The organism is Paenibacillus sp. MABNR03 (assembly GCF_050455445.1).
Lineage (GTDB): Bacteria > Bacillota > Bacilli > Paenibacillales > Paenibacillaceae > Paenibacillus > Paenibacillus xylanilyticus.
The window spans coordinates 530,924-545,423 of record NZ_JBCIYR010000003.1 but is presented as its reverse complement, the minus strand read 5'-3'; the positions used below and the strand labels follow the sequence as shown (position 1 = coordinate 545,423).

General features: G+C 46.6%; 12 protein-coding genes and 1 other annotated feature (1 of these 13 only partly in view). Of the genes, 2 read left to right on the top strand and 10 right to left on the bottom strand.

Translation table 11 applies throughout. From position 1 onward, the window contains the following. Positions 1-174: 174 nt before the first annotated feature. Positions 175-2,850, top strand: a complete 2,676-nt coding sequence (locus tag AAIH57_RS17620) for a YhgE/Pip family protein (RefSeq protein WP_430022530.1) — start codon at positions 175-177, stop codon at positions 2,848-2,850. Between the two features lie 137 nt (positions 2,851-2,987). Here the strand turns inward: AAIH57_RS17620 and AAIH57_RS17615 are convergent, their stop codons facing one another. The 8 genes from AAIH57_RS17615 to lspA form a co-directional block, all read right to left on the bottom strand. Next, positions 2,988-4,289: a DUF6080 domain-containing protein gene (locus AAIH57_RS17615; RefSeq protein ID WP_430022529.1), complete on the bottom strand. Its 1,302-nt coding sequence runs from the start codon at positions 4,287-4,289 to the stop codon at positions 2,988-2,990. Positions 4,290-4,343: 54 nt separating this feature from the next. After that, entirely contained in the window at positions 4,344-4,664 is a 321-nt protein-coding gene (locus AAIH57_RS17610) for a permease (RefSeq protein WP_430022528.1), read from the bottom strand. Next, positions 4,651-4,971 carry an EamA family transporter gene (locus AAIH57_RS17605; protein ID WP_430022717.1) on the bottom strand — a complete coding sequence of 107 codons (321 nt, stop codon included), beginning with the start codon at positions 4,969-4,971 and terminating at the stop codon, positions 4,651-4,653. Before AAIH57_RS17605 ends, AAIH57_RS17610 begins: the two co-directional genes overlap by 14 nt. Then, a complete protein-coding gene (locus AAIH57_RS17600) occupies positions 4,968-5,600 on the bottom strand; it encodes an HAD family hydrolase (protein ID WP_175397557.1) in 633 nt (210 codons plus the stop codon). Before AAIH57_RS17600 ends, AAIH57_RS17605 begins: the two co-directional genes overlap by 4 nt. Before the next feature lie 32 nt (positions 5,601-5,632). Then, positions 5,633-6,547 (bottom strand): decaprenyl-phosphate phosphoribosyltransferase, encoded by a 915-nt coding sequence (locus AAIH57_RS17595; protein ID WP_175397556.1) that lies wholly within the window; start codon positions 6,545-6,547, stop codon positions 5,633-5,635. A gap of 180 nt (positions 6,548-6,727) precedes the next feature. Beyond that, positions 6,728-7,981 carry an LL-diaminopimelate aminotransferase gene (locus AAIH57_RS17590; RefSeq protein ID WP_110821237.1) on the bottom strand — a complete coding sequence of 418 codons (1,254 nt, stop codon included), beginning with the start codon at positions 7,979-7,981 and terminating at the stop codon, positions 6,728-6,730. Between the two features lie 109 nt (positions 7,982-8,090). Then, positions 8,091-9,011: an RluA family pseudouridine synthase gene (locus AAIH57_RS17585; RefSeq protein ID WP_430022716.1), complete on the bottom strand. Its 921-nt coding sequence runs from the start codon at positions 9,009-9,011 to the stop codon at positions 8,091-8,093. 55 nt (positions 9,012-9,066) lie between these two features. Next, positions 9,067-9,561, bottom strand: a complete 495-nt coding sequence (gene lspA, locus AAIH57_RS17580; RefSeq protein WP_430022527.1) for a signal peptidase II — start codon at positions 9,559-9,561, stop codon at positions 9,067-9,069. 219 nt (positions 9,562-9,780) lie between these two features. Here lspA and AAIH57_RS17575 point away from each other — a divergent pair, with 219 nt between their 5' ends. Next, entirely contained in the window at positions 9,781-10,530 is a 750-nt protein-coding gene (locus AAIH57_RS17575) for a TraR/DksA C4-type zinc finger protein (protein WP_175397552.1), read from the top strand. A 16-nt stretch (positions 10,531-10,546) separates the two neighbouring features. Here AAIH57_RS17575 and AAIH57_RS17570 read toward each other — a convergent pair whose 3' ends face one another. Then, positions 10,547-10,897: a DUF5665 domain-containing protein gene (locus AAIH57_RS17570; protein ID WP_175397551.1), complete on the bottom strand. Its 351-nt coding sequence runs from the start codon at positions 10,895-10,897 to the stop codon at positions 10,547-10,549. Between the two features lie 144 nt (positions 10,898-11,041). Continuing rightward, positions 11,042-14,140: an isoleucine--tRNA ligase gene (ileS, locus tag AAIH57_RS17565; RefSeq protein ID WP_430022526.1), complete on the bottom strand. Its 3,099-nt coding sequence runs from the start codon at positions 14,138-14,140 to the stop codon at positions 11,042-11,044. Between the two features lie 86 nt (positions 14,141-14,226). Further along, positions 14,227-14,500 (bottom strand) — a binding site (T-box leader) (it continues 16 nt past the right edge of the window).

Genomic DNA, 14,500 nt, shown 5'->3' with positions numbered 1-14,500 from the left:
TTTTCGTATCAAAGATTGAATATAGGTCCGATTATGCTCAAATGAAGAGGGTAAAGACTTATACGCGGATCAGTTTATATTCCGTTCTAAGAAACCGATATACATATAGATTTGTATATTCCCGAGATGGGAATGATATAGGACCTGAACTTTGATTGGTATTAGGAGGAAATCATGCGTAACATATGGCGTATTTACAAAACAGATTGGCTGCATATTTTAAAAGTACCTACTGGCATATTTTTAATTGTGGCGATTATTTTACTGCCTGGGGTTTATGACTGGGTCAATGTCAAATCGGTTTGGGACCCATACAGCAATACACAAGGGATTAAAATCGCGGTGACAACGGAAGACCAAGGGGCAACAGTTGCCGGGACAACAGTTAATATTGGAGAAGAATTGGTGTCCAGCCTGAAGCAGAACGATAAGCTGGGGTGGACATTCGTGAATCAGACTGAGGGGAATCGCGGCGTTCAGACTGGTGAGTATTATGCAAGCCTGCTGATCCCAGGTGACTTTTCATCTAAAATTACCGGCATCGTTGATGGAAAACTGGACCGCCCCGAAGTCATCTACACGGTCAATGAAAAGGTCAACGCCATTGCGCCCAAAATTACAGGCTCTGGCGTCTCTGCCATTACAACGCAAATTAATGAGAGTTTTACCGAAGCGGTCAGCGAGGCAGTGTTGACCAAATTAAAGGAAGCTGGTGTGGAGATCCATGCTCAGCTGCCAACCCTGCGTAAGATGGAGAATGGAATTTTTGCGCTAGAAAACAATCTTCCAGCCATACAGTCTGCGGGACAAAAAGTGCTGGAAGTCGAAAAAGCAATGCCAGCCATTGTAGAAGAAGCCCAAAAAATTGTAGAGATTGAAAAACGATTGCCCGAAATTAACGAAGCAGCACAATATATACTTAAGGTACAGAAATATTGGCCGCAGATCATGGAAGCTTCCTCCGAGGTACTCGCCATTCAAGGACGAATCCCTGATATTCGCCAAGCCGTGGAACGTATTCAGGAAGTGGATCAACATTTCGGTGAAGTATCAGGTGTCATCGATACGGCATTATCCAAAATGGACAAGGCCCTTACCATCGTACTAGCTGCCCAGGATGATCTCGACACGTTATCCAGCATCGCGGGAAACGGAGTAGAACTATCTGAAGGGTTGAACCGTTTCCTGGATTCGAGCGAAGAAGCGTTTCAGGCTATCGGGCCGGTTATCCGGCAAAATCTATTGCTGGTACAGCAAATCGCTGGTGCTGGGGGAGACATGTTCGGACGATTGCAAAATACGGACCTCAGTGCACTTCCAACAGCAGACGATCTGGACAGAATAGCTGTTCGGCTTGGAATAGCTGTAAAATTGGTTGATAGTATGGCTGAATTATTAGGAAAAATGGACAACTTCCTTCCAAGCCACCCGTTAGCCGACAACATTACCCGGTTGAACACTGTTTCGGACAAGCTTCAACTTCAAATAAAACTCGCAGGCATCATCAGTGATGCCATGCGTCGCCATACAACTCCGCCTGCCGATATTATCGCTCAGCTCAATGCATTGTCTGAGGACATCAACAGCGGCATTGGCCAAATCCTTGGTGTGTATGATCTTGAAATCGCGCCTGCCCTTTCTGCTGAGTCAGATAAACTGAAATCCATCCTATCGGCATCAGCAGACACTTTACAGGGTGCCCAAGACCGAATTCCGGATGTTGCGGACATACTGTCCGCAACCAAGGAAGGGATTACTTTTGGACAGACGGAACTGAAAAAAATTCAAAGCGATCTGCCTCAAATCCAGACCAAAATACATGAAATTTCCGAGACACTTCAGAGCAAAAGTGAAGCTTTCATTCAAGCGCTGAACACGGTAGCTCCATTAATTCAGAACGACCTTCCCAAAGTAGGAGCCAAGCTGAACGAGGCAGCCGATTTTGTCCGAAGTGACCTGCCCATTGCAGAGAAACAGATTGGAAAGGCATCCGATTTTGTACAGCATCAGCTGCCTGAAGTCGAAAAAGGCGTGCACCGCGTGGCCACACTTGTACGAGAGGATCTGCCCGCTCTGGAAAGTGCGATCAGTAAGGCTGCAAATAAACTCAGGGATGTGGAAGGCAATAATCAGTTTGCCGAACTTGCCAAGCTGCTGCGCGGTGATATCGAGGATGAGAGTGCTTTCCTTGCAAGTCCGGTTCACATCAAGGAAAACCAATTGTATCCCATCCCGAATTACGGTTCGGCCATGTCGCCATTTTATGGCGTATTGTCCCTTTGGGTCGGCTCTACATTGCTGATTTCCCTGCTTCGGGCAGAAGCAGAAAATCCGGACGGCAAGTTTCGCGGATATCAATTGTATCTCGGCCGTTTGGGCACATTCCTGACGATAGGGCTGCTTCAGGCCGTATGCGTAACCTTGGGAGATATGTTGATTCTCGGAACCTATGTTGCGGATAAAGTGTGGTTCGTCTTATTTGCCATGCTGGTGAGTGCCGTGTTCGTCACGATCACATACACCCTGCTGTCCGTATTTGGAAACATCGGGAAAGGAATTGCCATAATCTTCATGGTGTTTCAGTTCTCCAGCTCGGGAGGAACGTTTCCGATCAGTATGACTTCCCCTTTTTTCCAGGCATTGAACCCATTCATGCCCTTCACGTATGCCATAAGTCTTCTTCGTGAATCGGTTGGTGGCATTTTGTGGTCTACAGCCTTGAAGGATATTCTCTGGCTATGTGTATTTATTGCCCTTAGCCTCGTCCTAGCTCTCGTATTGAAACGGCCCCTCAGCAGTCTCACCAAGCGTTCAGCCGAGAATGCGAAGAAGACCAAAATCATAGCTTAATTCAAATAAGTAGAACCCTCCGCATAACGTATGTGGAGGGTTTATTTTGTCATTCAGATCAAATCAGGAAAAGAGACAACCTATGGATATCATCAAATTGCTTGTCCCTTTTATAACTCACGAGAAACTTCTTCCAATCAGTTCAAGTTGTGCGTCTTCTCCAACTGATTGTAAGACTGTTTGATTGTGGTCAATGTCTCTACATGACGATAAATATTGTTCGTCACCATTACCAGTAGACATATGAAAAGTATACCAATAATTGCTTTTTTTCCGAGTCCCGGATGAAGACGGATCACCAATCCCCCACCCAGCAGGAAAAACGCAAACAGATAATGACCTGCATACAGATACATATCATATTGGAAAACAGCCAGCCCGAACCCAACTACAATATGAAGCAAAAATGCGAATAAAATATACGGAGCAAGTGTCCACACTTCACGTTCACGAATACCTTGGATAAAACCGGCTAGCGCCAGCAGCAATATAAAAATACCGACAATCTGAACATGGATTGGATTGGAACGAGACAGGTCCGTTACAAATGCAACCAGACCCGGATCGAGAAGGTGTACTTTGGGAGACAGCATCGGATTAATCGTCAACAGAGTCAATGCCTTCCAATGGACTGCAAACTGAAAAGGCGTTGCATAGCTTGTCCCTCCATTTTGTATCCCGAGCAGCCAATTGCTAACCCAGCTTCTTCCCCCAAACGCAACATACTGAATACCCGTTAATACGATAATGAAAGCAACCGCGAGTGCCATAATCCCGATGTACTTTTTCCAAGCGGAAGCCTTACGCCAGGTTCGCAGATTGAAAAACATCGCAGCGGCATAAGGAACGATATTCGTGGAAGTCAGCCCAAAATTGATGGATGCAAGCAATGCATTCGGCATATAACGCACGTCATTTCGATCACGCGTATATTGCATGTAAAGCACCGACAACAGGATAAAAAACTGCACATACGGATAGGAGTCCGGAATCAGTGCGGTAAACATCAGGTAGGAACTACATCCAAACAACAGCGCGAAGAGCAGTGGTGTGGTGATCTGTCTGTCTTTTTGATTGAGAAAAAGAAAAACCAGCACCACGGATCCGGCGTTCACGAGAGATTGCAGAATTAGAAAGAACCAGTTCCCTCCCAGCAGCTCCGCTGCGGCTCCCAGGGTAACAACAAGAAAGGATATTAACGGGTGAATGACCGAGGAGCTGTTCGCACCATAATACATGGAAGGATCAAAATTAAACAAATTGATTGGAAATTCATGAGTATTAAATGGTGTATATGCTCCAAGAACTTGTCCCTGATCCGCAATGTACATCACGTAAGATGCATTCATCAGAGCGTAAAAAAGAGTGAATCCCGCAAACAGGCATAGTGCCGTCCAATTCGTTTTACGATTATAAAATATGTAATCCAGAAACTTCATACAATCACATCCAGTATGTCATATTCAAAATTCTCTGCGTTATTCTTATACGCGTTACCAAACCAAAAAACACAAACCACCCATAATGCATATCACCCCCAGCCAGCGAAGCCGCCCAACGGTCTCTTTGAAAGCAAATTTTGCAATCAACAGGGTCCATACATATGTCAGCGCATTGGCAGGCAGCACCACGGTCAAGGGAAGAAATTTCAGCAGCACAATATTCAGCAAAGCGCCCGTTCCATAAAATCCGAGCCCCACGAGAACATGCAGCTTTCTGCGGCTTGTCGCATAGGCTTTCAAGCCAGCACCACCCATTGCTCCGCACAGCGTCATCGCAATCAGTACAACCACCATCCAGCTATCGGTCAACACTGGTTAATGTCACCCCAATTCCGAGCAGCACAACCGCTGCGAGCTTCTGTAACGTCATTTCTTCTCCCAGCAAAAAGTGACCATAAATGAGTGCAAAAACATAGCTTGCACACATCAGCGGATAAGCCACAGACAGCTTTTCCAGAGCAAAGGCCTTAATCATCAAGATGGCTCCAAGCCCATAGCAGACAAATCCAATGCCAAGATAGCTCCACTCTGTCAGCCCCCATTTCCAGAACAGCTGTCCCGTTGCCGTTAGAAAAGCGGATGCAAGCATGAACCATTTGCCCGTATGACGTCCCTTCATTTCCCCCACGATAATGCCTCCATTTCCGGAACACGTCTGTTAATAAAATATCGCTGTGCCACGAGCTGCATCACTGGAAGATCGGACAGAGAATCCGAGTAAGAGCAGGACTGCTCATAATCGATGACCATGTTTTTCTCTTGCAGATAGGCCTGTATGCGGCGCACCTTCTCTTCCCCTTTGCAATTGACGCCCTCAATGGTACAGGTGTATCCATTCTGATGCCGGACCAGTTCGGTGCCAATCACATGATCTACCCAAGGGAAACTGCTGAAATATTTCATATAGGCATGCGGAGACGCAGTTACCAGCAACACATGATAACCAGCCTCCTTGCGATGCTGCATCTCCACACTGGCTTCAGCAAAAATGGCGGTACGCAACCGGGTATCAAAAAAATGCTCCAGATCTTCCTCAGACATGCGCTCAATGCTTTTAAAGTACGAACGCTTGACTTGTTCCACACTCATCAGACCTGCCTTGAACATTGCAGTATGAATGGCGATGAGCGGCAGTCTCCATACCTGACCAGGGTAGCGACGAACACCATAGTGCACAAACTGAAACATGGAGTCCCTGCGTATAATCGTTTTATCAATATCAAAGATGGCAATTTTGGTGCTTTTCACCCTGATCCCCCTCTAACCCTCAATCTATATTTTCATTCAAAAATCGCAAAAATGGCGACCACACTAATCACATACAAAATTACGGTAATCAGAATGGGCTTGTCCTCAAACAAAACGCGGTCCGGCGAGCCCCCTTGGTTTTTCATATGAATGAGATACAGATAACGGAACATGCCGTATATCACCAGCGGAATGGTCCACATCAGATGAATGGTACGGTCAGACGTGAAGGTAAACAGGGAATAACTAATAATGGTCGCTGTCGTTACAATGGTATTAAATTGATCCAACAATGTGACGGAGTAGTTATCCAGCACCTTACGATGCGATCCGGTATTGCCCTCGAGCAGTGTCAGTTCATTTCTCCGCTTGCCAATTGCAAGAAATAATGACAATAGCATGGTGCAGATCAGAAACCAAGGCGTAAAGGGCACATGAATTAATACTCCACCTGCTATGGCACGAAGTACAAATCCGGCTGCAATGGTCATCATATCCACAATCACGAGATGTTTCAGTATAAAAGAGTAAGACACATTCAACAGAAAATACACTATACATAGTCCACCGAAAAGCGGGTTTATTACAAAAGCAATTCCCACCGAGAGGATCAACAGGACAACACCAAACAACAGAGCATAGCCAGGTTGAACCTGCCCAGAGGCAATCGGCCGGAACTGCTTCACTGGATGCTGCCGATCCCTGTCCCGATCCACGTAATCATTTAAAATATACACGCAGCCTGCAACAAGGCTAAATAAAATAAAACCAAGCAAAGTCGATACAATGGTTTCAGTGCGTATTTCCTCAAAGGAAAACAGTAATGCAGCAAATAACAGCAAATTTTTAGTCCACTGTTTCGGCCTCAGCAGTTTGAACAGACCTGAAATGGCATTGCCAGTTCCTGCTGCATGTGAGGATACCGTATTTGTTCTTGAAGACAACAATTTCCATGACTCCCTTCTAAAACTACTTCTGTCTATAAAATAACGTAAAGATCTAATCATATGTTGCTTGTATAATTTTGTAAAGAGAGTAAATGGAATTTTTTTTATTTTCGCACAAAAAAAGAGACCGTCTCCGGTCTCTTATCTTTTATCTTATTCACATGTCAAGGTGAATTCCAATTAGAATTCGAATTGCACGTCACTCAGGCGACGTTTGATTTCAGCAATTACGCGTTTCTCTTCTTCTTCGCCTTTGGCTTCAAAAGTAACGGAGAAACGTACAAAGTTACCTGCATCGTCCCAAGGTACAGACGAGATCAATTTTTCACGGATCAGGAATTGGGAGAAGTCTTCCCCGGATTCAAAGCGACGTCCGCCTACTACACCTTTTGGAGCTTCAACATACAGGAAGAAAGAACCTTTCGGTTTCTCGGCCTGGAATCCCAGTTCATTCAGTGCAGCAACCAGCAGGTCATGACGACGGGAATATTTCTCTGCAATTTTCTCCGTGATTTCCGGATGGTTCAGACCGTAGGCAGCAGCCTTCTGGATCGCGATGAATTGACCGGAATCGTTGTTGTCCTTCACATCACTGAAGGCTTTAACAACGAGTGGGTTCCCTGCGACAAATCCGATTCTCCATCCTGTCATATTGTAAGACTTGGACAAGGAGTGCAGCTCTACGCCAACATCCTTTGCTCCAGGTACAGACAGGAAGCTGAACGGTTTATTGCCGTCATAAGTCAGTGCAGCGTATGGAGCATCATGAACAACAACTACGCTGTACTTTTTCGCCCATTCAATCACTTTAGTGAAAAATTCAACCGTTGCACCTGCACCAGTTGGGTTGTTCGGATAGTTCAGATACAGCAATTTGGCACGTTTTGCGATATCTTCAGGGATCGTTGTCAGATCCGGCAGGAAGTTGTTTTCCTTCGTCAGCTGAATGTTGTACACTTCGCCGCCCAGGTATTTGGTGTGAGTACCCATAACCGGATAACCAGGCACTGTCATGATTGTTACGTCACCTGGATTGATAAAGCAGGAAGGCATCATGGCCAGAGCTGGCTTGGAACCGATCGAGTGTACAATTTCCGTTGCCGGATCGATGCCTTCAACGTTGAACACATTTTTCAGGTAAGCGGCAGCTGCTTCCTTGAATTCGGGAATCCCGTTATCCGCATAACCACGGTTCTCCGGTTTGGAGGCTTCTTGTGCCAGTGCAGCTACAATACCTGCATCTGCCATCTCATCAGGTTCACCCACGCCAAGGTCAATCAGTTCCACATTCGGGAAATCTTTTTTGGCTGAAGCTTTCGCACGTTTGATTTTCTCGAATTTATAAATGTTGGTGTCTTTACCATAGTTGGAGCCGCCAATACGGTCGGCAAAATTGGTTTGAATGTAAGTTTCTTGATATTTATCGATACTCATACCTATGTTCATCTCCTCATTTGACGCAAATTTCTACAATCTAATATGAAGCATTTGCCCATGTTTAACCATGGACAAAGTATCCGAACATTTGTACTTTCCCGAGTGGTCAGCGACTGCGCAGTGAGGCAAGGACATCTTCCATGTCTTGCGGAAGCGGAGCGGTGAATTCCAGGTACTCACCTGTGGTTGGATGAACAAAACCTAGAATCGCCGCGTGCAGCGCCTGCCCATTCATTTTGATGCCCTTGTTGCGTCCATAGATCGGATCTCCAACAAGCGGATGTCCAATAAATTTCATATGAACACGAATCTGGTGAGTTCGACCTGTCTCAAGCTTCAGTTCGAGCAAAGTGTAGTCGTTGATTCTTTCCGTAACGTTAAAATGCGTGACCGCATGTTTGCTGTTGCGTTCTGTCACTGTATACATTTTACGGTCATACGTATCTCGTCCAATGGGTGCATCGATCGTTCCCTGATCATGACTTAAATGACCATGGACAAGTGCAATATACCGGCGGTTTACACTGTGGTCTTTTAACTGCGCAGCCAATGAGGCGTGTGCACGATCATTTTTGGCAGCCATCAGCAGGCCTGAAGTATCCTTGTCGATCCGATGCACGATTCCGGGACGCAACTCGCCATTAATGCCCGAAAGATCTTTGCAATGATACATGAGTGCATTAACGAGTGTACCCGACGTATGTCCTGGTGCCGGATGCACCACAAGACCACGCGGTTTGTTAATGACAATGACATCACTATCTTCATAAACCACTTCCAGCGGAATATCTTCGGCAATGATCTCTACAGCCGTCGGCTCAGGAATCTGAAGCTCGATCAGATCACCCTCCGCCAATTTGGCATTCGCCTTCACTACGGTTCCGTTCACGGTTACCAGACCGTCTCCGATCCATAATTGAACCTGGGAGCGGGATACATCGTCCATTGCTTCGGTAATATATTTGTCAATGCGTTCCTTCTTGTGTTCAGAGGAAACGGTCCATTCCAGTCGTTCATTGTCATTCATCAGGTCCTCGTCATGTGCAGACGTGTCCCCATTAGTTTGTTCTTCGTTGTGCATTTTACTCATGATGTTCATTCCCTTCAATCTTCGCGGCGGCTTTTTCGCGCCGTCCCTCCAGAAACGTCTCCACAATAATCAGCGCTACCCCGATGCAGATCGCTGAATCGGCGATATTGAAGATGGGAAACGTGTAACTGCCAAAATTAAGCTGGACAAAGTCCACAACTTCTCCGGTCAAAGCCCGATCAAGGAAATTGCCGATTGCACCACCAAGCACCAAACTTAATGCCACAGGCAGCAATTTGTGCGGAGTATCTTTCACCTTTTGCAAATACCAGATCAAGGCAATTACCACAATCACGGTAACAACAATAAAGAACCAACGCTGGTCCTGCAAAATGCCAAAAGCCGCACCCGTGTTCCGGTGTGAAGTAATAACAAAGAAATTGCCTATGACGGGGATCTCTTCCCTAAGCTCCATTCGGGTCGCAATTAAATACTTCGTTCCCTGATCCACCAAAAATACGATAAAAGCGAGGATATAATACACCACGTTTGTTCGTCACTCCGTTCTCGTCTTTTCCAAACCATACCAGGCTTTACGCCAGACTTGTTCATTGTAGCACAGCTGTTTGGAAGTCGTCCACGAAGTGCTTTTCCCCAATCCAAATGGCAAAAACGATAACAATTCCCTTCTGTATTCCCGAGCTGATTGGTACATCCTAGACCAGAGACAAATTTCGGATTCCATTCGGACAGAAAGGGGAAAACGATGGCACATCTTACTTCACAACAAATACAATCCTTACGATCCCAATTGCTGGTTGAGAAACGTGGAATTGAACATCGGCTTGAGCAAAATGACCATTATGGCCTTAGCGGGTCAATGAGATTTCAGACGGGTGAATTGTCTCCTATTGATAATCACCCCGGTGATGTAGCCACCGAGATGTATGACCGCGAGAAAGATATTTCCCTTTTAGAGCATGATGAATTTCAACTGGAGCGTATTGACTCTGCCCTGCATTCCATCGAGGAAGGACATTACGGTACATGCGCAGTTTGTCAGCAGCCCATCCCTTATGAGCGGATGCAAGCTGTTCCCTACACCAAGTACTGCAAAAAACATCAGCCTGAAACTGTCGTTTCCGATAATCGTCCGGTCGAGGAGGAATTTCTTGCTCCGGCCTTTGGACGCACGAGCCTTGATGAGCGTGATGATCAAAACGGCTTCGATGGTGAAGATGCCTGGCAGATCGTTGAGAGCTGGGGCACGTCAAACACACCAGCCATGGCTGAAGGCCGCGACATCGACAGTTACGATGTCATGGCCATTGAAGCTACAGACGAGGTTGAGGGCTGCGTCGAAGCATATGAGAGCTTTGTCGCGACCGATATTTACGGTCATGACGTGTCTATCGTTCGCAACCGACAGTACCGGCAGTATATGGAGAATCGCGAGGGTGAAGGCTTGCTTGAGCCAGATATGGACTCGGACCCGGATTCGAACGACCTGTACTAACCTGTCTTGAAGATCACTAATATGTGTTCAGTTCAAGCTGACGCTGAACAATGCGTACGATATCGGCAATATAATCTCCGACGATCGGCAGATTGAGCGCACCCAGTACCTGCAACACATAAATGATCGTAGCTGCAAAAAACGTAAACCCGATGGCGATCCCCACACCTCGCGCTGCACCTGACAAAAGATTGAGCCCTATCAGTTTCCACGGCCGATTCAGCAATTCCGTATACTGTGCGATACGTGAACGCTCAAGCTCATTCGCGAGCCGATTGGTCAGTGTATGAAGTTCCTCAATTTTGTCATTATGGCTCTCTGACGTTGCAGATTGTGAAGTGGATGATGGCTGCTTGTCTTCATTCATGAGTTCGCTCAGTTCCTTTGGTATCTATAGAGTCTGCACAATAGAAATCATTGCCCATTTGCACAAAAACCAAACGAGCCAAGATACAGGGAATCCCTCCCTGCGTCTAAGGCTCGTTGGCTTATTCTCTATATTCTGTCCTAATTACACCTCGATATAAACCCCAATCGCTTTGCCACCTGCATCAATGCGTTGCATGTCTGCATGGGTACCGAATGTAACTTCAGTAACGAGTACATTCTCACGCAGCACCTCATCAAATGCCTCGATTGCCGCCTGAAGCTCAGGATCAACATCCAATGTGAGACGGACTCTTTTTTCAATCGGCAGGTCCAGTTTCTTCCGTGTATCCTGTACGGAACGAACAACTTCACGAACCCAACCTTCCTGTTCCAATGCCGTTGTGATTTCGGTGTTGAGGGCTACCGTCAGACCATACCCGGACGCTGAGGCAAAACCGGATTTGGCTTGTTTTTCCACCAGCAGCTCTTCACTCGTCACTTGCAGTTCCTCACCTTCCGGAGAAACCACGTTAAGCACACCTTCCGTCACCACTTTACGAGTCTCATCCGCTGACATGCCCTTGAAGAAATTCTGCAGGAAGCCAACGTTCTTGCCGTATTTTTTCCCTGCTACTTTCAGATTCAGCTTCAAAGTAAAATTAACGAATTCGGCATCGTTATGCTCGGTACGAATACCTTTGACATTGATTTCATCCTTGATGATCTCTTCATAGCTTGCCAGATCAAATCCTTTATCGAGCGATACGATTAACTCGGACAGCGGCTGACGGTTCTTGATGCCTGTTTCGTTACGCACGTTACGTGCGAGCTCAACCACTCGGCGAGCTGTCTCCATATCTTGCTCCAGATCCAGATCGATCAACGCTTCATTTGCTGCCGGGTAATCTTCCATATGCACACTCTCACCTGCAGTGAGGTTCAGATAGATATCTTCCGCGAGCATTGGTGTGAATGGTGCAACCAGTTTGGCTGTAGTCACCAGCACCTCTGTAAGTGTGCGGTAAGCATCCAGTTTATCTTCCGTCAATCCGCTGCCCCAGAAACGGTCACGGGAACGACGGATGTACCAGTTGCTCAGCTCATCAACAAATGCTTCAATCGCTTTGGAAGAGTTCAGGTAGTCATTAACGGACAGTGCCTTTTCCACAACCAGAATCAGGCTGTTCAATCTGGACAGAATCCAGCGATCCAGCTTGTGCGCTGATGGCTTGAACGGATGCTCCTGTGGATCAAATCCATCGATGGTTGCATACAACGTCAGGAAAGCATGTGTGTTAACCAACGTGTCCACCATTTTGGATTTGGCTTCGCCAACGATGCCTTTGGAGAATCGTTTGCTGTTCCACGGTGCACTGTCAGACAGCAAGGCCCACCGGAACGCATCTGTTCCATATTCTTCAATAACTTCCCACGGATCGATAACATTGCCTTTTGATTTGGACATCTTCTGTCCGTTTTCATCCAGGACGTGTCCTGTTGCCATTACTGCTTTGTACGGCGCCTTGCCTGTCAAAAGGGTAGACACTGCCAGCAAGCTGTAGAACCAGCCGCGAGTTTGGTCAATCCCTTCACAGATCATGTCAGCCGGATATTGCTGCTCAAATGTTTCCTTATTTTCAAACGGATAGTGCTGCTGGGCAAACGGCATGGAACCACTGTCAAACCAGACATCAATCACTTCCGGTGTACGTTTCATTTCATATTTGCCACAGGAACTGAGTACCTTGACTTCGTCTACATAAGGTTTGTGGAGTTCAAGGTTCTCTGGTACATCTCCTACAGCACGTGCACGCAGCTCAGCAATGCTGTGTGGAGCAAATTGTTCTCCTGTTTCTTCACACACCCAGATGTTCAGCGGTGTGCCCCAGTAGCGGTCACGGCTGATGTTCCAATCCACCAGATCCTCAAGGAATTTCCCGAAACGTCCTTCACGGACGTGTCCTGGGTACCATTCCACTTCACTATTATTTGCAATCAGCTGATCCTTGATCGCTGTAGTTTGGATAAACCAGCTGTCCATTGCATAGTAAAGAAGTGGAGTATCACAACGCCAGCAAAACGGGTAGCTGTGCTCATATTTTTCTTTGCTGAACAAGCGCCCTTTCTCGGACAGGTATCTCACGATATCAATATCGCAATCCTTCACGAAACGTCCCGCAAAATCAGTAACCTGAGCCACAAACTTACCCTCAAGGTCCACCATGTTGACAAAGCTGATGCCATTTTCACGACATACGCGGTAGTCATCCTCACCATGTGCCGGAGCCATGTGTACAATCCCTGTACCACTTGCATCCGTTACAAAGCTTGCACCCAGAATGACATTGGATTTCTCAGCCTGTACGTAGTTGAATGGCGGATCATACGTTTTACCAACCAAATCGGAGCCTTTCAGTGCCCCGATGACTTCATACTCGCCTTTGGAGTCCTTCATGACTTTCTCCACGAGATTTGTTGCCATGATGTATACTTCATTGTCCTGACGTACACGGGAATAATCCATGTCCGGATTAACGGCAAGTGCAACGTGAGAAGGAAGTGTCCAAGGGGTAGTCGTCCAGGCAAGTACAAATTCGCCGCTGTCGTCCAGCTTGAATTTGGCTGTGGCACTAAGGTCTTTGACATCCTTGTATCCTTGTGCCACTTCATGGGAACTCAGGGTAGTCTGACATGATGGGCAGTATGGACTAACACGATGTCCCCGATAAAGAAGTCCTTTCTCGTGAATCGTCGCCAGGATGTTCCATACGCTTTCGATGTAATTGTTGTCCAGCGTAATATATGGGTTATCCATATCCGTCCAGTAAGCAATGCCTTCTGTCAGATCACGCCATTGCTGCTCATATTCAAATACACTCGCTTTACATTCGTTAATGAACTTCTCCACACCGTAATCTTCGATCTCCCACTTGTGGGAGATGCCCAGCTTCTTCTGCACGCCAAGCTCCACTGGCAAACCGTGTGTATCCCAGCCTGCTTTACGAACAACACGGTAACCTTTCATGGTATTGTAACGTCCCACAAAATCCTTGATGACGCGTCCCAGCACGTGGCCGATATGCGGCTTGCCGTTCGCGGTAGGCGGTCCTTCGTAAAAGACGAAGTTCGGTTTGCCTTCGCGGTTTTCGATGGATTTTTTAAACGTATTTTCCGATTTCCACTTGTTCAACATGCGCAGTTCTCTGGCACGTGCTTTCTCTTTGACATCCACTCTTTGCATTATGATCTTCCTTTCAATAATTGGATCGTGGACCGTCCACAATTCACATCACTTCTTTTTTTGGACACAAAAAAACCTCATCCCTGGAAAGGGACGAGGTTATGCTCGCGTTACCACCCTAATTCTGTTCATCACAAACCATATCCAATCACATGGGTAGGCTTTGTCATCAACAGCACTTATGCCCCGCTTCACTACAGCAGGGTGCCGATATAACGTTCGGCTTACGGTTTCGCTTACGCACGGCAATGCATTACCGCTTCAGCGTCACTTCTCCGGGGAGATATTCGGCTATAACTCATCCATTGGCTTGCACCAAAACGCCAACTCTCTGAGGGATGAGATCATAACGTACTGAAC